We start from the raw sequence: 21,959 nt of genomic DNA on the forward strand, positions 1-21,959 counted from the left end.
GCAGTGCGATGCTTACCGTCGCGGTTGCCACGCTGGCTGTAAATCAGACGCCGCTCGATTGGAGCGGCAATCTCGATCGAATTCTACGCGCCCTGCGGACGCTCGGCAAACCGATCGACCTGGCGCTCTTCCCAGAGCTGTGCATTACCGGCTATGGCTGTGAGGACGCCTTTCATTCCCCGGATGTTCAGGAGCGAGCGCTGCAATTGCTGCGTGAGATCGCTCAAGAAGCTGATCGGCGTTTGCCTGGCGGTGCGGTGATTGTCGGACTTCCAATCGCACGTAACGATCGTCTTTACAATTGCGCTGCGGTACTGAACGGCGGGCGTATCGCTGGCATTACAGCCAAGGGGCGCCTCGCCGGCGATGGCGTTCACTATGAGCCGCGCTGGTTTAGCGCCTGGCATGGCCAACAGACAGAAGTAATAGAAATCGACGGACAGAGCATCCCTTTTGGCAATCCGCTGTTTGCACTCGGCGACATTCGCTTTGCCATCGAAATCTGCGAGGATGCCTGGGTGCCAGACCGGCCCGGAGTGCAGCACTTGAATGGCGGCGTCGATTTACTGCTCAATCCCTCGGCCTCGCATTTTGCGTTTGGCAAGTTTGAGCTGCGCCGCCGTATTGTGCAGGAGTCATCGCGCAACTTTGGCTGCGCTTATGCAATGGTGAACCTGCTGGGCAACGAGGCCGGCCGGATGATCTACGATGGCGCCGCGGTAGTTGCAGCCGGCGGCGAAATGCTGCTTGAGGATCGCGGCTTTTCCTTTGCCGACTATCGCGTCCAGAATACCCTCATTGACCTTGAGCGGCTGCGCGTCCAGCGCGCGCGTCAGTACAGCTTTGTACGTCAGGGCGACGCAACGCCTGGACCCGTTGCTCCAGTACAGTTGCTACGGGGCCGCACGAGAACCATCGGTTTTGGTTCGCCGCCCAATTCTGCCAATGCCTCTCCATTGCCCCGGACTTGCTGGGCGGAGACGGTAGGCGCGGCCCAGCTGGCATCGCGCGAAGCCGAGTTTTTGCGCGCGGAAGGTCTTGGACTTTTTGACTATTTGCGCAAGAGCCACAGCCGCGGCTTTGTCATATCGTTATCGGGCGGCGCCGACTCGGCCTGCTGCGCTGTGCTGGTGCAGCGAATGCTGGCGCTGGCCATTGCTGAGCTTGGACCTCGCGAGTGTCTGGAGCGACTTGGTCGCCGCGACTTGATTGAGTTGCTGCCCGATGAGAGCCACGAGAGCGAAGACGGACTACGCAAAATCGTCCCCGTCCTGAGTTCACAGCTGCTGCTCACGGTCTATCAATCCACACGGCAATCCAGCGAAACGACGCGCAGCGCCGCGAGCGCACTGGCTGACGCACTGCATGCCGATCATTACGAAATCGACGTCGAAGAGCAGGCCGCAGCCTATCTCCAGCGCGGAGCGGCTATCGCCGGGCGCACGCTGGAATGGAAGACCGATGACCTTGCCCTGCAAAATATCCAGGCTCGCACGCGCGCGCCCATGGTCTGGCTACTGGCAAACTTGCGCGGCGATCTGTTATTGACCACCAGCAATCGGAGTGAAGCAGCCGTCGGCTACTGCACGATGGACGGAGATACCGCGGGAGGCCTAGCGCCCATTGCGGGAATCGATAAGCACTTTGTCCAGAACTGGCTGCGCTGGATGGAAATTCAGGGCGACTGGCTGCTTGGGCCGATTGCGGCTCTGCAGGCCATCACGCGTCAGGCGCCCACAGCAGAACTGCGGCCGGCTGCGGCGGGACAGAGCGACGAGTCGGATCTAATGCCATACCGACTGCTTGATCGCATTGAACGGCTGGCGATACGCGACCGTAAGCCGCCTGCGGAGATTTTCGAGCATCTGCATGCAGACCCGGAGTGGTCCGACGCAAATCAGTTGCGCGCTGCAATTCGGCGCTTCTTCGAACTCTGGTCAAGAAACCAATGGAAACGCGAACGCTATGCGCCCTCATTCCATCTGGACGACGTCAATCTGGATCCGCGCAGCTGGTACCGCTTTCCTATTTTGAATGGCGGCTACCGCACAGAGCTCGATGAAATGGATGATCAAGCAGCAGGAGGCGCCAATCGATGATACGCCGCCAATTGGGGATTCGCAGTTTAATATTGGCCTGCTTTTGGGCGGCCGCGCTAGCGGCCCTTGCGCAATGCAGTCAGCTTGCTACACCGGAAGCCCATGCCAAACAGGTGCTGGATGAAATCGAACAGACGCGGCTTGCAGTGGATCGTTTTGCACGCAATGGCGTGCAACCCTGCGCCTCGCCGGGCTGCATCTTTGTAGCAGTGTGGGATTTTGATGGAACAATTTTGGATGGCGACCTGACCGAAGGACTGACTCGCAATGGGCAGACCCTTTATGCGGGACTGCAAGAAGAATTGATCGGCAGAGGCTTATCGCCACGCTATGCAGGGCCCGGCGCCTTTGAACGCTACCGGCGCGACTATCTGGCGCTGGAAAATCGCGCCGGCTATGCTACGGCATATGGCTTTACTGCCCAGACCTTTGCCGGCGCCAGGGTCCAGGATATCGCCTCCGCCGGCGACCAGGTGCGTCATCGATTTCCGCCGCATTTTTTTGCAAGTTCCATCGCCATTCTTCGCGCCCTGGAAAGCCGCGGGGTTCACAACTACATCATCTCTGCTTCGCCGGATTTCTTTGTGAAACGTATGGCGACCGCTCTGGCGCTGCCTCCAGAGCGAGTCCTGGGCATCGCTCTGGAGAGCCGCGGCGATCGATACACCGATCGCATCGTTCCTCCCATCCACTGGGGACCAGGTAAGGTGCAGCGCATTCAGATGATAGTGGAACAGGAGCGGGCTGCAGCGGGAGCGAAAGAGATCTTTGTCCTGGCCGCCTTCGGAAACAGCCCGCACACCGATGGACCCATGTTGAGCTGGGTGCGAAATCAAACTCTTCCAGCCCGACACGCGATCAGCGTAATGATCAATGGCGATCTTGGGCCGCGGATTCCAGGCGTCCTCTACGTTTCACAGTCGGCGACGCTTGGCCAGAGCCCTTGATATCGGCGGCGCAACTCGTGTAGCGCGTCGCTTCCTGGGCGCGCCAGGGTCAATCGTCGTTCCTTTGAGTTGACGGCGCGGGGCTCCGCTCCAATCTGAATGGATGGGCGATCGCAACGGAAAAATTCTCAACTGGAATAGCATAGGCATGACCGAGGGCGATCGTCGGGCCCCCAATCGTGCCATGCTGCGAGCTGTCGGCTTTGGCGATGGCGACTTCAGCAAGCCCATCGTGGGCATTGCATCTGGACACAGTACTATTACTCCCTGTAATTCGGGACTGCGCCGACTCGAAGAAGCGGCGGCCAGCGGCGTCGCCAATGCCGGAGGAATGCCCCAGACCTTCGGCACGATCACGATTTCCGACGGAATCTCAATGGGAACTCAGGGAATGAAGCTATCGCTGGTAAGCCGTGAGGTCATTGCGGACTCGATCGAGACGGTTTGTCGCGGGCAGTCAATGGATGGCGTGGTAGCGATTGGCGGCTGCGACAAGAATCAGCCAGGCGCCCTGATAGCCCTTGCTCGATTGAATATCCCGTCGCTCTTTGTCTATGGCGGCACGATCAAACCCGGAAAATGGGAAGGCCGGGACCTCAACATTGTTTCGGTCTTTGAAGCAGTAGGACAATTCAATAGCGGCGCAATCAATCGCGAGGCATTTGGCGAAGTCGAGCGCCACGCCTGTCCCGGCAGCGGCAGCTGCGGCGGAATGTATACGGCAAATACCATGTCCAGCGCCATAGAAGCCCTTGGCATGGCTCTGCCCTATACCTCGACGATGGCCTCGCCCGATCAGGAGACGACCGATGCCGCTCGCCGCGCTGGCGAAACTGTTCTCAATTTGATCCGCCGGGATCTTCGACCGCGCCAGATCATGACGCGCGAGGCATTTGAAAATGCAATCGCCGTAGTGATGGCCACTGGCGGCTCAACCAACGCAGTCCTGCATCTACTGGCAATTGCCCACGCGATGGGAGTGCCGCTGGCGCTGGAAGATTTTGAGACGATTGCTCGCAAGACCCCGCACCTCGCGGATATGAAACCGTCAGGCAAATATTTGGCCGTTGATTTGCATGCCCAGGGCGGCGTACCGCGCATCATGAAAATGCTGCTGGCCCAGGGCTTGTTACATGGCCACTGTATGACTGTGACCGGATTGACAGTGGCAGAGAATCTATCCAGCATTGAAGCAGCGCCCCCCGCCGGGCAGGATGTCATCCATTCCGTTGCCGAACCCGTCTATCGCCGAGGGCACCTGGTGATTCTGCGCGGCAACCTTGCTCCCGGAGGCGCCGTGGCTAAGATCTCCGGCGTCAAGAAGCCGGCGATGACCGGCGAGGCGCGCGTCTTCGATTCCGAAGAAGAATGCATGGATGCCATCCTCGCCGACCGCATCAAAGAGGGCGATATTCTGGTCATACGCTACGAAGGTCCAAAGGGCGGACCTGGAATGCGAGAAATGCTGGGACCGACTTCCGCCCTGATTGGCAAGGGGCTTGGCGATTCGGTTGGTTTGATCACTGACGGGCGCTTCAGCGGCGGCACCTACGGCATGGTAGTTGGGCACGTCTCACCCGAGGCCGCGGTGGGCGGGCCAATTGCGCTATTGCGCGAAGGCGATCTGATTACAATCGATGCCTACTCCAATCTGCTGGAAGCGCACCTGACAATAGAAGAATTGATGGCGCGAGCGCGGGACTGGCAGCCAGCGAAGCAAACCGGGCAACGCGGCGTTCTGTACAAGTATGCCAGGCAGGTAGGCTCTGCTGAATTTGGAGCGGTGACTGACGCGGATGATACGCAGGATCGCGCCTCCTTCCTGGACCCGGAGTGGCACAAGAAGGGACGCGAATTCAGCAGCGCCAGGGAAATGCGATCGGAGGAATCGAAATGAGCGAAGCCAACGGCAAATCGAAGCATCTGCTTTATGACAACGGCGGCCAGGCCGTGCGCGATCAGCCCTGGATCTTCCGCACATACGCGGGACACTCCAATGCTCGCGAATCGAACAAGCTGTATCGCTCCAATCTGGACAAGGGACAGACCGGGCTTTCCATTGCCTTCGACCTGCCGACTCAATGCGGCTACTCCTCGGACCATGCCATCGCTCGCCCCGAAATTGGCAAGGTAGGAGTGCCGATCAACAGCCTCGACGATTTTCACACGCTTTTCGAAGGAATCCCTATCGAAAAGATGAACACCTCCATGACAATCAACGCCACGTCAATGTGGTTGCTGGCTCTGTATGTTGCCCTCGCGCGGGAGCGCGGCGAGAATGCGGCGCTGCTGCAGGGCACCACGCAAAATGATATCATCAAGGAGTACCTGGCGCGCGGTACTTATATTTTTCCGCCAGAAGCAAGCCTGCGTATGATTGCCGAGATGTATGAATACAGTCTTGGCAATATTCCAAAATGGAACGCATCGAACATCTGTTCTTACCACCTGCAAGAGGCCGGCGCCACTCCGGCGCAAGAGCTGGCCTTTGCTCTGGCTAACGCCATCGGCATTCTGGATTTGATACGGCAGCGCGGCCAGATCCAGGGCGAGGACTTTGAGAAAGTAGTCGGCCGAATCAGTTTCTTCGTAAATGCGGGCATTCGCTTTGTAGAAGAGATGTGCAAAATGCGGGCCTTTACTGAGCTCTGGGAGGAAATCACGCGCGATCGCTATGGCGTCAAAAACCCGCGCTATCGAATCTTTCGCTACGGCGTACAGGTCAATTCGCTGGGCTTAACGGAATCACAGCCTGAAAACAACGCCTGGCGGATCCTGATCGAGGCGCTCGGCGTTTCGCTCTCGCGCAAGGCGCGCTGCCGCGCCCTGCAACTGCCAGCCTGGAACGAAGCCCTTTCGTTGCCACGCCCGTGGGATCAGCAATGGTCTTTGCGCCTGCAACAAATCCTTGCCTACGAAACCGATCTGCTGGAATACCCCGACATCTTTGACGGCAGCGTGGTCATTGAATCCAAGGTCGGCGCATTGAAGGAAGAGGCGCGCAAGGAAATTGATCGTATTCTGGGCATGGGCGGCGTGCGCTCTGCAGTTGAATCCGGCTATATGAAGTCGGCTCTGGTACGCTCAATGTCCGAGCGCGTCAGCCGCATCAACTCCGGCGACCAGATTGTAGTCGGTCTCAATCGCTGGACCGAAGCCCTGCCCTCGCCGCTGCTGGGCGGCGACGACGGCGGGGTATTCAAGATTGATCCAGCCGCCGCCCGCGAGACGCTCGAAGCACTGCAAAAGCTCAAGACGCAACGCGATGGAAGCAAGGTCGAGAAGGCATTGCAGCGATTGCGCGAGGCGGCTCGAAGCGGACAGAACATGATGGAGCCATCCATCGAATGCGCACTGGCCCGCGTCACCACTGGAGAATGGGCCGGCGCTTTGCGCGAAGTCTTTGGCGAATACCGCCCGGCCACCGGCATCGAAGGTCAGAAGCTGATGCTGGAAGACCAGCGCGTCCAGGACCTCCGAAAGCGAGTCGACGACTACGCTGCTCGCAACGGGCGGCGACCGCGCATTGTCGTCGGCAAGCCGGGATTGGACGGACATTCGAATGGCGCGGAGGTCATTGCCGTCAGCGCCCGCCATACTGGCTTCGACGTGATTTACTCCGGCATTCGACTGACGCCGGAAGAAATCGTACAGAGCGCCGTCGAAGAGAACGCCGACATCATTGGAGTTTCGATCCTGTCTGGATCGCACCTGGAACTGGCCGATCAATTGATGGAAAGGCTGCGTCGTAGCGGCGCTGAGATACCGGTAGTGTTTGGCGGGATCATTCCTCCGCCCGATTTCGACGCCCTTCGCCAACGGGGAGTCCAGGCAATCTTTACGCCGCGCGACTATTCGCTCATGGATATCATGGAAAAGATCATGACGTTGATTGAAGAGCGTCAGGCGGCGCGCCGCTGAGCGAAGCCGAGCTCCTTGATCTTGCGGCGCGAGCAATCGACCGAGATACCTGGTCGATTGCTCGCCTGATTACACTATTTGAGGATCGTCGACCGCAATGCGCTGCGGATCGCGCTCTGGTCTTGAAGCACCTGGAACGAGCCGGCGCCCGACCCGACGGCCGCTTCCTCGGCATGACCGGCGCTCCAGGCGCTGGCAAATCCTCGCTGATTGGCCGCGCTGCACAGCGCTTGATTGAAAGCGATCATCAAGTGAGCCTTGCCGTGCTGGCCGTAGATCCCAGCAGCCACATTAGCGGCGGCGCAATCCTTGGCGATCGCACGCGCGTACGCTTTCCACTTGATGAGCGGCGACTTTTTTTTCGCAGCCAGGCTTCCGACCAGGAACTGGGCGGCGTCAGCCGATCCACATTTCAGGCCGGTCGATTGTTGATGCGCCTTTTTGACCTGATTGTTGTGGAAACGGTAGGAATTGGTCAGAACGAAATTGAGATCCAGTACATTGCCGATCGAGTGTATCTGGTCATGCAGCCGATGGCTGGCGATCAAGTGCAGTTTATGAAAGCCGGAATCATGGAGATTCCGGATTGTTTTATTTTGAACAAATGCGATCAGGAAGACGCGACCCGTCCAACTTATCATGCCCTGCGCGTCAGTATGTCCTTTGCCCGCCCCGGCGAGGAGCGCCAACTGCCGGTGCTTTTGACCAGCGCCCAAAGCGGCGCCGGCATTGATGATCTGGTCGCCGACTGGAAAAGCGTGCGCAATGGGCATGGCCGTCATAGCCTGCTGGACCGCGAGGCCTACTATTTCCAGCGCTGGGTACGCGATGAATTTGGCCGACAGGGTCTGCTGCGATTACAGTCAAGCCATGGCAGCGCCGTCGACTTTTTGCGCAAGGCCGGCGATTTCGACCAGGCGCAGCTGAAGTTCGCCGCGGAGCAGGCAAATTAGATGCGCCAGGTCGGAATCTGATTGTCGTTGCGGCATTGCAAGGACAAGCGACCAGGATGCCCGATCGCATTCGAGTGGCAGTATTGTTTGGCGGCCGATCGGCCGAACACGAGATTTCGCTGGTCAGCGCTCGCAATATCATCGGCGGCCTTGATCCCGCGCGCTACGAGGTAATCCCTGTTGCCATCAGCAAAGAGGGTCGCTGGCTTTCAGCAACGGCTGCGGCCGAATTGCTGGAAGATGGCGCCAGTCTGCCGCGCTTGCGCGAGGCATCAGCAAAGGCTGTAGCACTCTTCCCGGAGGGCAGTCCCGGACACTGGCTGCAGCGCGCCGGCGAGCGTATCGCGGTAGATGTGGTATTTCCGGCCCTGCATGGCCCCTTTGGCGAGGATGGATCTGTTCAAGGCTTGCTGCGCTGCCTGGACACTCCCTGTGTCGGCCCGGGCGTCCTGGGTTCCGCGGTGGGCATGGACAAAGATGTGATGAAGCGACTGTTGCGCGATGCCGGGCTGCCGATGACAAAATTTACGACGCTGCGCCAATCGACCGGAACCAGCCGCCCTTTAGCGTCCTGGTTTGCCGAACTCGGACCGGTGCTCTATGTAAAGCCGGCCAATCTTGGTTCGTCGGTCGGCATCAGCCGTGTGGAAAACGAGGCGCAACTGCAAAAGGCAATCGAGCACGCCTTTCTATTCGATAGCAAGATCGTCATAGAAGAAGGCGCAACAGTGCGGGAAATTGAGGTTGCCGTGCTTGGCAATGACGATCCGCAGGCCTCGCTACCGGGCGAGATTGTACCTCGCAGCGGATGGTACTCCTATGAAGCCAAGTACCTGGACAAGGACGGCGCGGAGCTGGTAATCCCGGCGCAGCTGTCGCCGTCGCAAACCGCCGAAGCCCGCGATCTTGCTTTGCGTTCCTTTCAGGCGCTCTGCCTGCAGGGAATGTCCCGCGTTGATCTATTTCTGACGGAAGGCGGTAGATGGTATGTCAATGAGGTGAACACCATTCCAGGCTTTACCAGCATCAGCATGTACCCCAAGCTCTGGGAGGCCAGCGGTCTTCCCTTGCCGGCGCTGCTCGACCGATTGATCGCGCTGGCAATGGAACGTCATCACCGCGAAAGCGTCCTCAAGACAAGCGCGGATGGATGAGCCCCTATTATTTGTGTATGGCACCCTGCGCCGCGGCGGCGCCGCTCACGATCGATACTTGAACGATGCGAAGCGCATTGGCGACGCCTTCGTATGTGGCGCGCTTTTTGATCTTGGCGGTTATCCTGCGCTGGTCTGCGGCGGCCAGCAGCGTGTAGCAGGCGAGCTCTATGCTGTGCAGAATGTTGCCTTGCTTGCATTGGATGAGTATGAAGGCTGCGCCTTCAACGATCCGCCGCCCCATGAATACGCGCGCGTCATAGTTGAAGCCTACCTGAACGATGGCAGCAAGCGCGAGGCCTGGACCTATGAATACCGCTGGCCGTTGCATCGGGCGCGCCGTATTGATAGTGGCGACTACCTGAAGTCATAGCCTGGGCCCCGGCAAAGTCCCGCTTGCGCCAGGGGAATCCACCTGCACCAGTGCCTTCGTGGCCTACTGCTAAACCAATTGGCGCCCCTGCTCGAGCGTAAAGCGGGGACCGGAGCGCAGCAAAATGAGCGAAGCGATCAATCTTGGATTTCTGGGCGCAGGCCGAATGGGCGAGGCGCTGCTCACGGCTGCCGCACGGGAGGGCAGCGACTACCGGCTGCATGCCTTCGATCCTGAACCGCGCCCGGGTTTGCAACAAAGTCTGCCGATGGTGCGCTTTCATAGCGACGCCTGTGGTCTCGAGGACGCCTGCCAGCTGATCGTACTCTGCGTGAAGCCTCAAGATATGCCAGTGGCAGCCGCGCCTCTGCGCGGAAACAAACGCTACCTTTCGATCGCCGCAGGTTTGTCATTACAACAACTGGGCGCCATGATACCGGGCGCATCGCCTGCGCAATTGGCAAGAGCCATGCCTAATATTTCAGCGCTAGTTGGCGCTTCGGCGAGCGCATACTTTACAACCAGCGACTCGCTGGCATCTGAAGTTGAGAGAATACTGAAAAGCGCAGGCAGTGCGCTACGCGTCGCCAGGGAAGAGCTACTGCATGCGGTAACCGGTCTATCAGGCAGCGGCCCGGCCTACGTCTGCGAATTCATCCATGCCCTGGCCGAAGGGGGCGTGGCCGAGGGCTTGAGCTTTGATGCTGCATTGCAATTGGCCGTGCAAACCCTGCGCGGAACGGCCGCAATGCTGGAGAGCGGGCGGCATCCGATAGAATTGCGCAATCAGGTTGCTTCGCCGGCAGGGACGACCATCAGCGGCTTGCGCGCGCTCGAAGAGCGCGCCTTTCACGCCGCCGTCATGGATGCAGTCTGCGCAGCGGCGCAACGCAGTCGTCAATTGGGCGAGATCGCCGGCGATGCAAGACAGTCTAGAGCAACTGGCGAAGCTCCTCGCTGAGCCGCGCACAGAACTCCTCGCTGGCGAAGCGCCGGTCGGAGGGATATACCAGAAAACGATTGCGTATTCGGCCATCTGGATCCGTATGAATATCTGCTTCGCGAACATCGATGTCCATCAAGTAGAACGCTTGCGCCAGCCCCAGCAGCAAGCCGTTTCGGTCACGGCCCTTTATCTCGATGCTGATTTGCTCCCCTTCGTGCAGAACTCGGATTTCGGCCTGCGCTGAAGCGGGCGGCGGGGGCGGCGGCGACGCTTTGCGGGCGCTGAGATAGTCAAGGACCGAGAGTCCGCCAAACAGAAGCGATTCGAGGTCATCCACCATGGCCCGCAATTCAGGTTCGCCAACTGGCGGTGCACCCGGCCGCGGCATTATTTCAAATTCATCGCTGATCCGATCTGCGGCGGGACTGTTTATGTGTGCGGCGACTATGGCCCATTCGTAGGCATAGAGAACCGAGCAGACGCGAAAAAGGACGCCTACCTCATTCAATCCGGCCTCAATTCGGATGCGCAGCCCGCCGCCCATCTCGCGTATAGAGATGTCCAGTCTGTGTTGCGGTTCATCGATCGACCGGGAGTACACTGCTCTGCTCGCGCCCTTCATCGCACCCCGCGGCGAAGCAAGTTCTATGCCACCGTCGCCGAGGGCCTGTGGAAGGATTCCGCTCCTATCCGGATTTTGTCTGAGCTAAGTCGCTGGCGCCTAAATTGCTTTGCCTGCTGATTGCTTGTGACAACCATGCCGGCCATGAATTCGGGGGTGTGCATCGCGGTCTTCGATCGCTGCATTGCGGACTACCATCGCCACAATGCCCCGGAGACCGGCCAGTCGTGCCCTTATCCTACCGGCAGTTTCGAGGCGCAGCTATACGCAAAGTCCTGGATCGACTGTGTCCAGTGGCACCTGGAAGATGAGATTCGCAATCCCGATCTGCCGGCGGAGCGCATTGCCGAACTCAAGCGCCGTATCGACGCCTGCAATCAGCGTCGCAATGACAAGGTCGAGCGACTCGATGACTGCTTTCTCGAACATTTCCAGGACTGCCAGCCCTCGCCCGGGGCGCGCCAGAATTCAGAAACGCCCGCCTGGTTGATTGATCGCCTATCCATTCTTTCGCTCAAATTGTATCACTGCGCCGAGTACTGTGCTGATCGGACTCGCTCGCCGGCAGCCGCGGAGCGGGCCGCGCAAATGCTGGCGCTGGCGAACCAGCAACGGCTGGACCTGGCGCGCTGTCTCGATGAGCTTATAGAAGACATTCGCTGCGGCCGACGATATATGAAAGTCTATCGCCAGCTCAAGATGTACAATGACGAGGAATTGAATCCGGTGCTGAAGCAGCGACGCCAGGCCGGCGCCAGAAACTAGATGCGGCTATTGGTCTTGCGCTTTTCGTCCCTTGGCGACGTCGCTCTGCTGACGCCGGTACTGCAGGCTCTCTCGCGTCGCTATTCCAGCTTGAGTGTGACGCTGGTAACCAGAAAAGTATTTGAGCCATTCTTCTACAATATTCCGGGCGTCGAGGTAATCGGGGCCGATGTGGACCGCGACTACCGCGGCTTGCTTGGCCTTTACCGCCTGTTTCGAGAGCTGCGCAAACTTGGCCCGTACACCATTGGTATCGATGTACATGCCAGCATCCGATCCCGAATACTGAAGTTTCTCTTCCGCGCACTTGGCGGATTGCGTTTTGAAACGATCGTGAAAGGTCGGCGCGAGAAAAAACTTCTTACGCGTTGGTCGCAGAAGGTGCGGCAACCTTTGCCGCATATGGTCGAGCGCTACATGCGCGTATTTGAACGCGCCGGCCTGAGCGCCGAGCCGGATCGCGGACCATGGATCAATCCTGATACGCAGTGTCGGCAGCAAGCCAGAGAATTTTTGAGTGCAGCCGGCGTTGAAAATAAGCGGAACATCTGGGTCGGAATCGCTCCCTTTGCCGCTCATTCTCCTAAGATCTGGCCCAGACACCACCTGCTACGCCTGTTGCAGTTGATCCAGCAGCGAATGGACGCTCGCGTCTTTTTGTTTGGCGGCGGCGTTGAAGAGGTTAAGGCCATCGCTGAAATTGCGGCAGCCTTCAGCAATTCGGTGCAGGTCGCCGGCCGCCTCGAGCTGGAAGGCGAGATGGCGCTGATGCTGCGTATGGACGCCGTAGTTGCCATGGATTCATTTAACATGCACCTTGGCGCGCTACTGGGTCGACCGGTCCTTTCCATCTGGGGTGCAACCCATCGCTACTCGGGCTTCGGTCCTTACGGTCAGCCCGAGCAAAACATCATTGAGATTCCTATTCGAGAGCTGGAATGCCGGCCTTGTTCCATCTTCGGCGACCGACCCTGTCGCCGAGGAGACCTGGCCTGCATGGAATGGATTGAGCCGGAATTGGTCTTTCATCGCCTGCAGTCGTTGTTAGAGCGACAAACGCGCGGCGCGGCTGCCGGAACGGGCTAGGCGCAATGCCTTGCGCATTGTACGCAGCAGCGGCCCTTCTCGTCGCAGAGCGCCAGCAAAGCAGAGTCGAACTACGCCGCCCTCCAGATACAGAGAAAGGTGCAGTCGCAGCTGGTCCATGGCCTGGATTTCCAGACGTATCAAATCGAAGGTTGCCCGCAAATAGTCGGCTTCGATGTGCAGATCCCATCTGCTCAGCGGCGGCAATTCCATGATTTGCCGGCTGCGCCTGGCGTGATCTGAGCTCTGTCCCTCCAGTTCAATCTGCAACCCCGTGTCTGTACAGCTGAGACGGCACAATTCGGCTGCGGCCGGTCGATCGGGATCGCCGTGCACCCCCGAACCTGTCCAGCTGCCGCGCAGATAGGCGGCGAGCTGATCGACATCAGAAAAATGGCGAAAAACCAGCAAAGTCCTGCCTGCCTCAACGCCGAAAGCGAAGCACCATGAACCCGGCTACCGCCAGGAAAAAGCCGGTGGGCCCCCAACCGGCGACGGCCGGGGGCAACACATTGGCGCCGCCCAGACTCTCGCCCAGATTAAAGAGTACGAAATACAATACAATCGCGCCGGCCGAAATTAAGATCGAACGAACCAGAGGATTGCCGCCACGGTGGTTGCCGGAATGGCCGGCAATGCTGGCAGCGACGGCAAGGATGATACAGACCAGCGATTCGGCAAAAATTGCGTGGAGCCGAACCTCGTAAGGCGCCGCATCAAAGCCCAGCGCGTGCAGTCGACCTACTTCCTGAAAAAGCTCCAGCGCATTGAGTTCTTTTGGATCGCGCGCCGGACGTGTAAAGGTGTCCGGTTCGTCAGGGAAATACAGTGACAGGCTCGCAGCGTTTTCCACGCTCTCGGCCAATCCCTCGGAGTCAAATCGCACTCGCCGCGCATTGCTCAGTTGCCACTCGCCGCTCTGTGGGTTGAGCCGCGCCTCTTGCGCTTCCACCATCCACTCCGGAGTTCCGTCAGCCTGCAGCTGAATATAGTTAAATCCGCCAATGACCTTGTTTGCTTCCCGATCAAAGTAGTAGAGAAAGTAGAAGCCCTTGCGACCGCGAATATTCTTCTGAAAAACCATTTCGCGCATCAGCGCGCGCGGCGCTCCTTTCTTGTACTGATCCTGTTCCTGATTTGCAAGGCGTGTGGCGACTGGCGCAACGGTATTGGTCAGCACAAATGACAACGCGGTGGAGATGGCCGCCGCAACAAAGAGCGGCGTCAGCGCCCGGTAAAAGGAGCGCCCGGCTGAGTACAGGGCAACCAATTCTCTGGTCTTTGTAAAGTGTGCAGTCGTGAAACAAACCGAAAAGGTTAGCGCCATGGGCAGAGTGCGTACGAAAAAACCGGGCGTAGAGTAAAGCAAGTAGAGGTACAGATGGATCCGAGGCTTGTCCGATTCTAGCCGGGTCAATTGCAAAGCCTGAATCAAGAGTAGCAACGCATTGAATGCGACCAGGCCAAAGATAAATGAGCGCAAGAACTGGCCGCTAATGTAGCGATCGACTATTTGCATTCTAAAACAGGGCGCCGGCCCAGGCGCGAAGCACGCCGCGTCCCAGAAGCATGGGTTCGAAGAGCTCCGGGGTCAGCTGGTAGGCAAACAAACACATGCCCGCAGCGCCAAAGAGCGGAACAACAAGGTTGTCGTCGAGGATGCCGCGTGCACTGACGACTGAGAAAAATTCAGCCAGGGCCGCAGCCAGAACCCCTCCCAGAAGCGGCGCAAGCAGCGCCGCGTTCCAGGCGCCGTCTGGCAATTGCAGCGAAAAGGGGCCGCCCGCGCTAATGCTGCTGTGCAGCGAAAGAAAAAGCAAAGCGCCGGCCAAACCGAAAACTAGAAACGCAACCAGACCCTCCAGCGATTTGCCATTCGAGAAACGAATGCGGCCAAAGCGCATGCCAACAAACGCGGCGAAAGGATCGCCGATCATCAGAAAGATGCAGGCCAGCGTGGCCGCAACATCCGAGAAAAAAAGCAGCAGAATGATACAGGCTGTGAAATAAGGAATCGTAGCATTGTAACGTTCGCTCTCTTCCTCCTTCAATAATACTCCTAAGTACTTCTGGAAGAGGGCGTTGAGCGGCGGCCAGGCAAAGCGCAGCGTATCCAATGCAAGCAAGAGCAAAAGGGAGGAAACTAAAATCGCCAGGCAGACAAAACGCGAATAGTGCGGGATGCTTTGCGCCCCGGCCGCGCCGTCAAAAACACGAAAGTAGACTGCCAGCGGCACCAAAAGGCCAAGCATGTGATAGGCTTTGCGCGAAAAGTTGAATGGAATGCCGGCCTTCGGCGCCTCGATTCTGACCCAGGACATAGCTATCGCCAGCAGGCCCGGCGCTCAGCGTGAACGCATGACCGGGAATGGTTGTTGACAGTCGGCAAAAAGCAACCGAAAATGCAAGCGTGAATCTGAAGGTCGTTCACCTGCTGCACAAATTGGAAATGATTGAGCGCGATCTGGCCGAAATCACCGCCATGCAGGAATCGCTAAAGGACGACAGAGGTTATGCGGCTCGCCTGCGGGATTCTCTGGGCGACGAGGCATTGCGGCTCAAGGAGCTGCAATCTCGCATCCGCAGTCAGGTCATCCGCAATCCCCCGAGGGAGTTGCAAACGATAACGCCAGGAGCTTCGCAAACGTCGGCCAGCGCCGAAACTCGGAGCGAGGAGCTGTGGCAGCCGCCGGAAATCACGGGCTCCGCAGCCCCGGCAAAAAATAGCGGCGGCGCCAGGCGCAACCGGGAGCGGGACAGCAGCGCCCAGGAAGGGGCGCCGGCCGATCGGGACGACTTCAATTTTCGATTTATCCAGAATTGACGGCAGCGGGGGCAATGCAGAATGTCCTCCGGTCTCCTGCCGGGCCCCATCTGGCGGAGTCTGGAGTAAACGAATGCCTCATTTTTCGCTGCAGGTAGCGGGACGGCATGCAAAGCATGCACTGCTTTGCTGCTTGCTCCTGATCGCTGGCGCCTGTGTGCGCGCCGGCGAAACACTGGCCGAATTCCAGGGCGGCAGCATTGAACGTCGCGACCTACGCTATCTATTGCGGCTCTACCATGGTCAGCAGGCGGAAGCAGAATCCTCTACGGAAGAACAGGATCGCTTGCTGCGCGCCTACGCTTTGCAGCGTATTGCTTCCCAGGCCGCTGAATCCGCCGGCCTGCAAAACTCCGCGGAGTTCAAACGATCGCAGACAATTCTTGAATCTCGCGCCCGACTGCTGGCTGCCAATCTGCGTTTGATCGAAAGCTTCGCCGACCGCAAGTTGAAATTCTACGAGATGCAATTCCTGTTGCTGGCCGCCGCACCGACTCCCGGCAGCTCCGCAACTCGCTTGCAAGAGGCGAAGGATTTGCTCCAGCAGTTGGACCGCATTCAGGACAAGGATCAGGAGGTCGAGGACCTAATCAGTCGGAAGACCGATCAGACAACCTACCGTTATCTAGGCGGCTATATCGATCCGCACTGTGTGAGCTGCCAGCCAAACATGTTATCCTTTCTCACTGACAAGTTGAAGGATGCGGCGGAAAAGAAATTTGTCATCGTCGAAACGCCGACAGCCATCTATTTGATCAGAAAGTACCGCGAATACGAGATGGAACCCGACGAGGTGCGGCAGCGCTATCAGTCCTTTTACAATCGGGTCAACACCGTTGCTTTGCGCCTGACTGGAGGTTTGAGCCAGGCCCAGCGTCAACAACCGGAAATGCAAGCGCTGCTCGGCCAAATCATGATGCCGGAAGCGCAACGCAATGAGATGGCTAAGCAGCAGGCCGAGCGCATTATGGTGCAGGAGGGACGCAATCCGTTGAATTCGCGAATGATGAGCCTGCGCGAGACGCTGCCCGTTGAACTTGCACCGGCGCTACAAGGCGAATCGGCTGCGCCCTTTGCGGCGTTGGCCGATGATGCGATGCTCTTCAAGGTCGGGGACAGAATCTTCACGCGCGGCGAGCTTCGCCAGAGACTGAAAGATGCGGGCCCATTAACTCCCGAGCAAGAGCTGCAAGCGTTGACCAACGTGATCCTGCCGGAGGCGGTGCTGGCTCAGGATTCTGAGTTCGCGAGTATCGAGGAGAGCGATGAATACCGCTTTGCTCTGGAATACTATCGCTGCGGCGCGCTGGAACAGGCCTACTATCAGCAGGAGTTGCATCCGGCAGCCGTTACCGAAACTCAGATTGTAGAGTGGTACAACTTGCGCCGACAGCAAAGTTATGCCAATAAGAGTCTGGCCGAAGTGCGTGCAAGCATTCGGGCTCAATTGGAAAATGACGAACGACAGCGCGCCATCCAGGAGCTGCAACAGAAGTTGGCGGAAAAGTACAATTTGGCGGTGCAGCGCGATCGATTGAAGGCCAACGTCTTCTGAGCGCCGGCAAGCAGGCAAAAGCGAGCGCAGCAAGCGGGCTGCGCTTGCTGGCGAGCGCTGATGATTACTTGATTGTTCACAAACCGGCCGGCTTGAGCTTCCACAGCGAGGAGAACCGGCCGGGGGTGCTGCAAGTAGTGCGTGCAATGGAGGAAGCGGGGCAACTGCCTCGCGGCGCACGGCTCTTCCCGGTACATCGCCTGGACCGGGTGACCTCCGGGATACTGGTCTTTGCACGCGGACGGAAAAATGCCAATCTGCTTGGCAATGAATTCCGTCACGGGCGCGTCGAGAAAATCTATGCGGCGCTCTCCGATCGCAAGCCACACAAGAAGCAAGGTCAAATCATTGGCGACATGGCGCAAGGACGCAATGGGCAATGGATCCTGTTGCGCAGCCATAGGAACCCGGCGATTACGCGCTTTATCAGTGTGCCTGTTCCTGGACGGCGCCCGGGACTACGCCTCTATGTTGTTAAGCCAAAGACGGGCCGCACCCATCAAATTCGCGCGGCGCTCAAATCGATTGCTGCGCCGATACTTGGCGATCCGCAGTATGGCCGCTTTGACCTGGCGCGGTGCGAGGATCGGACCTATTTGCATGCATCCGCCATCCGTTTCCAGCTGAACGGCGCCGTGGTCTCGTGCTACAGTGCGCCCGCCGACGGCGCTGAATTCGCCAGCCGCGAATTTCAACAATGCCTGGCCCAGCTTGGCGACCTTCTGGAACTCAAAATCTAGTCCGCCGGTTCCGCAGATGAAGCTAAGGGCTCGCTGCAAATCTGCCGTTGATCTATGCGTGAGCGTGGCGTCTGAATACGCTGGCCTGGGAGGCCCGAGGCCGCCGGCGCCCCGTTGGCCCGCTGCCGTGGCAATTCTTGCCCTACTCTTCTGGCAAAGGAGCCCGGAAGCCCGCAGCCTTCCGCAGCCCTACGACGCCGAAGCACAGATCCAGATCTGGACTGGATTGCTGCGCAGCGAACCGGAGCGCTATGAGCTGACTGCAATCGACCTCTTTGAACCGGACAGCGCGCCCTACGCGCCGCGCGCCAATTCCACCATGCTTGCCGACCTGCGTTACCTATTTCGCACGCCGGAGTCTGCGGCCTTTCAGGCCGAAGGCCGACTGCTACAGGAACGGAGCGGCGGCGATCCCACTTTTGAGCGTTCGCTGTTTGTCCATACTTCGTTTGAATTGCCGGGCCAGCAGTCCTTCTTTTTCGCACCACGAATCCCGCTACACGTTCGCGGTCAGGTGCTGCGCATTGGACTGTGGGTTCGAAGCGACATGTACCGAGATCGCTTGTGGCTGGTTTTTCGCAGCGCCGGCGGACGAGAAGTGCGGGCCGACGCGGGAACCCTGCAATTCCGCGGCTGGCGTCGGCTGGATCTTAGCCCGCCGCCGGAACTTTTCGCTGAAAGCCGACTGATGGAGCACCCTTACGATCACCAATTTCTGGGCTTCTTGATTGAATCGAGCCCCCATTCTGAGGCCGGGGCCATCGCCATCCAGCTCGACAACCTTACGGCGCTGGTGGACATGCAGCGATTGCGCTATCCTGGGGCTGAATATATCGACGGTTGGCCTCAGGCAGGACGCGGCGGCAGCCGGTAGACATCGCCCTCGCGCGCCATCTGGATACGCAATTCCGTAGCTCCGGTGGCAAATTCAGCAAGGTACTCATGCGCCTCCTGAAAGATTTCCCAGATAGAGTGGTCTCCGTGGGCCGGTTCATGATGGGTCAGGGCCAGCTCTCGCACCTGCCAGTGCAAAGAGCAATCCACAGCAATGGTCATAGCTGTATGGCCCCATCCGCGCTTTTGCTCCGCCTCTTCCAATGAATATTGCGCATCCATGACCAGCAGGTCGGCATGGTTGAAGAAAGCATAGTAGTCGTCCATCTGGCGGTGAAGATCCGGACCGTAAAACTCGGTGTCCGTTGCAAAAGTGAAGCTCCGACCGCCATACTCGATCTTGTAGGCAATGGAACCGCCGGGATGAATCAGCGGTTTGGTTGTAACCTGGAATCCGCCAATGCTGAAGCTGGCGCCAGGTTCGAGCAATTCAAAGCTGACGCGGGCTGGAAGTCGATCGAAGGATAGCGGAAAGTGATCCGGATGCTGCTGACGCTCCAGACGCTGCCGCAGGTCGGGCAAGCAGGAATACAGATGGATATGATTTTCAGCTTGATATGCGGGCCGAAAAAAAGGCCATCCCTGTATGTGATCCCAGTGGGTATGGGTCAGGAGGATGTGCAGGTCGCCGCGGAAATCCTGCCGCTCCAGCTGCTGGCCAAGTCGAACGGAGCCAGTACCCAGATCGAGTATCAATATGTCGTCGCCGGCGCGAACCTCAACACAGGTGGTATCGCCGCCTATGACTCCGCAGAACTCCGGACTCAACTGGCGGATCAGATCGGCGGAGCTCTGCGCTGGATTCGAGCGCCAGAGTTCGCAAGCCTGGGCAAGGGCGTTGACCAGCTTATGGCGATATTCTGCGCCTGTCATCGGGGTCGGCAGCGATCCGCGCACCCCCCAGAGTCTGATTTCCATTCTACCGCCGTCGACCTGCTGATTCCCGAAGGCAGCCGTTGGCGGCCGCTCCCTGCAACTCTTTTCGACCGCTCCAGCGCGCTTAAGCAGCGGGACCGGACTGCTTTTCGACTTGCCTTGCGATCGGCGGGCGGCAAAGCTTTGAACGGGACGTCGCGTCAGACAGTACGCGGCAGGGGGGAGCATGCGCAGCGTCAGTATTCGAGAAATCCTGCAGGCCAAGAGCGGCGATGTAGCCGCGGTCGTAGCCATGGCCCCGGACGCAACAGTTTATGATGCAATCTGCCTTCTGGCGGATCGCGGCATCGGTTCGGTGCTGGTTATGGATGGCGAGCGATTGGTCGGGATCGTATCCGAGCGCGATTGCGTGCGCAAAATTAGCCGGCAGGACAAGAATGCGCATGATGTTCCGGTCAGCCAGATCATGGCCGCCAATCCGGTGACCGCAAGCCCAGAGGACACAGTCTGGCAGGCAATGAACGTTATGAACGAGAAGCGCTTTCGCCACCTGCCGGTGCTGGAGGGAGAACGGGTGGTTGGCATGATATCCATTGGCGACCTGGTCAAGACCATAATGGAAGAACAGGAGAAGATCATCCGCCATCTGGAAGGCTACATCACTGGCGGCATCGCCTGATTCGGGCAGCTGGAATGCTCCATTTTCGCCTGAGACGGCCGCCGAATTCTGAAAATCGCTTGTTGCGGGCGGCGTGAAAGCCGCCCCTTCCCCATGGCCGAGCAGTACCTGCCGCTGGCAATCTACACCCTCATCGCACTGCTGATTGCAACCGTCCCGTTGCTGATTTCTTTTCGCCTGGGACCGCGAACGCAAAGCGCACACAAGTTCGATCCATACGAATGCGGCATGGATCAGATCGACTCGCCGCATAAGCCCTTGCCGATCAAGTTCTATGCCGTCGCCCTGCTCTTCATGCTATTTGATATTGAAACGATCTTCTTTTTGCCCTGGGCGGCGTCCTATGTGGACAACAACTTTGGCGCCGCGGGCTGGGCCGCATTGGGCTCTATTCTTTTTTTCACGGCTATTGTAACCCTGGGTTTGATCTACGAAATTCGAATGAGGGTGCTGGAATGGGACTGAGCGGACAGAAGTCCTTTGATTTTGCAACCACCAGATTGGATTCGATTATCAACTATTGCCGGGGCGCAAGTCTGTGGCCCATGCCTTTTGGCGTAGCCTGCTGTGCCATTGAAATGATGGCTTCCTACATGCCTAAATATGATTCATCACGCTTTGGCGCGGAGGTTCTAAAGTTTTCGCCGCGCCAATCAGATTTGCTGATCGTATCCGGCCGCATTTCGCTGAAGATGATGCCGGTGCTGACGCGCATCTGGGAACAGATGCCAGAACCCAAATGGTGTATGTCCATGGGCGCTTGCGCCTCTAGCGGCGGCGTCTTCGACACTTACGCACTCGTTCAGGGCATAGATCAATTTATTCCGGTTGATGCTTACATTCCCGGCTGTCCGCCGCGGCCGGAAGCCTTCATAGACGCGCTGATGATGATCCAGGAGAAAGCGCGCAATGGAATCCAGCGCAGCCGCGATTTCACCTCGGCCGCCGGAGCTGGAGCATGATCGTTCTGGACCTGAGTCGCCGAGAACTGGCCGCACAATTGATCGGCGAAATTGCTGGCAATTCGTTGGTTCGCATGGAGGAAATTGACCAGGGACTGCGCGTTCAACTGCGTCGCGAGGGCGCCCGTCAGATCCTCGGCAAGATGCGCAGCGATCCCGACCTGGGCTTTGAGCTCTTCGTCGATTTAACGGCCGTGGACTACGCTGGCTACTCGCTGCCAATGCCCGAACGTTTTGCCGTTGCATACCAGCTGCTCTCTTTTCGGCTCGCTCTGCGCCTTGAGGCGATCGTCTGGATTCCAGAGTCCGAACCCTGTGCGGAGTCTGTTTCCGATTTGTTTGCCGCGGCGGTCTGGGCGGAACGCGAAGCCTTCGATATGTTTGGCATTGATTTTAGCGGACATCCAGATCTGCGGCGTATCCTCTTGCCAGAAGGCTACAAGGGACATCCGCTGCGTAAAGAGTATCCGCTGAAGGGGCGAGGCGAGCGCGCCGCCTTTGAAACCTATGAGGCGCAAGCCGGGCGTCCCGCAGAAATAGACGGCTGATTGGCGGACAGGCGA

23 protein-coding genes are annotated in these 21,959 nt (G+C 58.5%); 18 read left to right on the top strand and 5 right to left on the bottom strand.

Features of this window, described 5'->3' with window-relative positions; translation table 11 throughout:
• Positions 1-8 precede the first annotated feature (8 nt).
• From nadE to proC, 8 genes are all read left to right on the top strand, one after another.
• Positions 9-2,099: an NAD(+) synthase gene (gene nadE / locus K1X75_05360; GenBank protein ID MBX7057473.1), complete on the top strand. Its 2,091-nt coding sequence runs from the start codon at positions 9-11 to the stop codon at positions 2,097-2,099.
• Positions 2,096-3,046 (top strand): haloacid dehalogenase-like hydrolase, encoded by a 951-nt coding sequence (locus K1X75_05365; protein ID MBX7057474.1) that lies wholly within the window; start codon positions 2,096-2,098, stop codon positions 3,044-3,046. Before nadE ends, K1X75_05365 begins: the two co-directional genes overlap by 4 nt.
• A 148-nt stretch (positions 3,047-3,194) precedes the next feature.
• Positions 3,195-4,943 carry a dihydroxy-acid dehydratase gene (ilvD, locus tag K1X75_05370; GenBank protein ID MBX7057475.1) on the top strand — a complete coding sequence of 583 codons (1,749 nt, stop codon included), beginning with the start codon at positions 3,195-3,197 and terminating at the stop codon, positions 4,941-4,943.
• Positions 4,940-6,967: a protein meaA gene (locus K1X75_05375; GenBank protein MBX7057476.1), complete on the top strand. Its 2,028-nt coding sequence runs from the start codon at positions 4,940-4,942 to the stop codon at positions 6,965-6,967. Before ilvD ends, K1X75_05375 begins: the two co-directional genes overlap by 4 nt.
• Positions 6,964-7,920: a protein kinase gene (locus K1X75_05380; protein MBX7057477.1), complete on the top strand. Its 957-nt coding sequence runs from the start codon at positions 6,964-6,966 to the stop codon at positions 7,918-7,920. The genes K1X75_05375 and K1X75_05380 overlap by 4 nt, the downstream gene beginning before the upstream one ends.
• A gap of 56 nt (positions 7,921-7,976) precedes the next feature.
• The gene (locus K1X75_05385) at positions 7,977-9,074 is read left to right on the top strand and encodes a D-alanine--D-alanine ligase (GenBank protein ID MBX7057478.1); all 1,098 of its coding nucleotides are present in this window, start codon (positions 7,977-7,979) and stop codon (positions 9,072-9,074) included.
• Entirely contained in the window at positions 9,067-9,447 is a 381-nt protein-coding gene (locus tag K1X75_05390) for a gamma-glutamylcyclotransferase (GenBank protein MBX7057479.1), read from the top strand. The genes K1X75_05385 and K1X75_05390 overlap by 8 nt, the downstream gene beginning before the upstream one ends.
• Positions 9,448-9,571: 124 nt before the next feature.
• Entirely contained in the window at positions 9,572-10,408 is an 837-nt protein-coding gene (gene proC, locus K1X75_05395) for a pyrroline-5-carboxylate reductase (protein MBX7057480.1), read from the top strand.
• On the opposite strand, the gene K1X75_05400 is transcribed toward proC, so the two are convergent.
• Positions 10,380-10,994 (bottom strand): hypothetical protein, encoded by a 615-nt coding sequence (locus K1X75_05400; protein MBX7057481.1) that lies wholly within the window; start codon positions 10,992-10,994, stop codon positions 10,380-10,382. The two genes, proC and K1X75_05400, sit on opposite strands and share 29 nt — an antisense overlap.
• Before the next feature lie 156 nt (positions 10,995-11,150).
• On the opposite strand from K1X75_05400, the gene K1X75_05405 reads away from it, so the two are divergent.
• Positions 11,151-11,780, top strand: coding sequence for a DUF4254 domain-containing protein (locus K1X75_05405; GenBank protein MBX7057482.1), 630 nt, complete (start codon positions 11,151-11,153; stop codon positions 11,778-11,780).
• Positions 11,781-12,866 carry a glycosyltransferase family 9 protein gene (locus tag K1X75_05410; GenBank protein MBX7057483.1) on the top strand — a complete coding sequence of 362 codons (1,086 nt, stop codon included), beginning with the start codon at positions 11,781-11,783 and terminating at the stop codon, positions 12,864-12,866.
• On the opposite strand, the gene K1X75_05415 is transcribed toward K1X75_05410, so the two are convergent.
• Genes K1X75_05415 through K1X75_05425 form a run of 3 tightly spaced genes read right to left on the bottom strand, consistent with a single transcriptional unit; the run spans position 12,825 to position 15,187 of the window.
• Positions 12,825-13,277 (bottom strand): hypothetical protein, encoded by a 453-nt coding sequence (locus K1X75_05415; GenBank protein ID MBX7057484.1) that lies wholly within the window; start codon positions 13,275-13,277, stop codon positions 12,825-12,827. The two genes, K1X75_05410 and K1X75_05415, sit on opposite strands and share 42 nt — an antisense overlap.
• 13 nt (positions 13,278-13,290) lie before the next feature.
• On the bottom strand, positions 13,291-14,385 hold the full coding sequence (locus K1X75_05420) for an LptF/LptG family permease (GenBank protein MBX7057485.1): 1,095 nt from the start codon (positions 14,383-14,385) through the stop codon (positions 13,291-13,293).
• A gap of 1 nt (position 14,386) precedes the next feature.
• Complete coding sequence (locus K1X75_05425) at positions 14,387-15,187, bottom strand: dolichol kinase (protein MBX7057486.1); 801 nt, start codon at positions 15,185-15,187, stop codon at positions 14,387-14,389.
• 89 nt (positions 15,188-15,276) lie between these two features.
• On the opposite strand from K1X75_05425, the gene K1X75_05430 reads away from it, so the two are divergent.
• The 4 genes from K1X75_05430 (at position 15,277) to K1X75_05445 (ending at position 18,859) form a co-directional block, all read left to right on the top strand.
• Positions 15,277-15,690 (top strand): hypothetical protein, encoded by a 414-nt coding sequence (locus tag K1X75_05430; protein ID MBX7057487.1) that lies wholly within the window; start codon positions 15,277-15,279, stop codon positions 15,688-15,690.
• Positions 15,691-15,763: 73 nt separating this feature from the next.
• Positions 15,764-17,245, top strand: coding sequence for a hypothetical protein (locus K1X75_05435; protein MBX7057488.1), 1,482 nt, complete (start codon positions 15,764-15,766; stop codon positions 17,243-17,245).
• A 44-nt stretch (positions 17,246-17,289) separates the two neighbouring features.
• Positions 17,290-17,985 carry a hypothetical protein gene (locus tag K1X75_05440; protein ID MBX7057489.1) on the top strand — a complete coding sequence of 232 codons (696 nt, stop codon included), beginning with the start codon at positions 17,290-17,292 and terminating at the stop codon, positions 17,983-17,985.
• Between the two features lie 127 nt (positions 17,986-18,112).
• On the top strand, positions 18,113-18,859 hold the full coding sequence (locus tag K1X75_05445) for a hypothetical protein (protein ID MBX7057490.1): 747 nt from the start codon (positions 18,113-18,115) through the stop codon (positions 18,857-18,859).
• Here the strand turns inward: K1X75_05445 and K1X75_05450 are convergent.
• Positions 18,832-19,797 carry an MBL fold metallo-hydrolase gene (locus tag K1X75_05450; GenBank protein ID MBX7057491.1) on the bottom strand — a complete coding sequence of 322 codons (966 nt, stop codon included), beginning with the start codon at positions 19,795-19,797 and terminating at the stop codon, positions 18,832-18,834. The genes K1X75_05445 and K1X75_05450 overlap by 28 nt on opposite strands.
• 184 nt (positions 19,798-19,981) lie before the next feature.
• Here K1X75_05450 and K1X75_05455 point away from each other — a divergent pair, with 184 nt between their 5' ends.
• The 4 genes from K1X75_05455 (at position 19,982) to K1X75_05470 (ending at position 21,944) form a co-directional block, all read left to right on the top strand.
• Positions 19,982-20,434, top strand: a complete 453-nt coding sequence (locus tag K1X75_05455) for a CBS domain-containing protein (GenBank protein ID MBX7057492.1) — start codon at positions 19,982-19,984, stop codon at positions 20,432-20,434.
• A 93-nt stretch (positions 20,435-20,527) separates the two neighbouring features.
• Positions 20,528-20,899, top strand: coding sequence for an NADH-quinone oxidoreductase subunit A (locus K1X75_05460; GenBank protein MBX7057493.1), 372 nt, complete (start codon positions 20,528-20,530; stop codon positions 20,897-20,899).
• The gene (gene nuoB, locus K1X75_05465; protein ID MBX7057494.1) at positions 20,890-21,396 is read left to right on the top strand and encodes an NADH-quinone oxidoreductase subunit NuoB; all 507 of its coding nucleotides are present in this window, start codon (positions 20,890-20,892) and stop codon (positions 21,394-21,396) included. Before K1X75_05460 ends, nuoB begins: the two co-directional genes overlap by 10 nt.
• Positions 21,393-21,944 carry an NADH-quinone oxidoreductase subunit C gene (locus tag K1X75_05470; GenBank protein ID MBX7057495.1) on the top strand — a complete coding sequence of 184 codons (552 nt, stop codon included), beginning with the start codon at positions 21,393-21,395 and terminating at the stop codon, positions 21,942-21,944. The genes nuoB and K1X75_05470 overlap by 4 nt, the downstream gene beginning before the upstream one ends.
• The last annotated feature ends 15 nt before the right edge of the window (positions 21,945-21,959 follow it).

The sequence above is a fragment of the Leptospirales bacterium genome (genome assembly GCA_019694655.1).
Taxonomy (GTDB): Bacteria; Spirochaetota; Leptospiria; order Leptospirales; family Leptonemataceae; genus SSF53.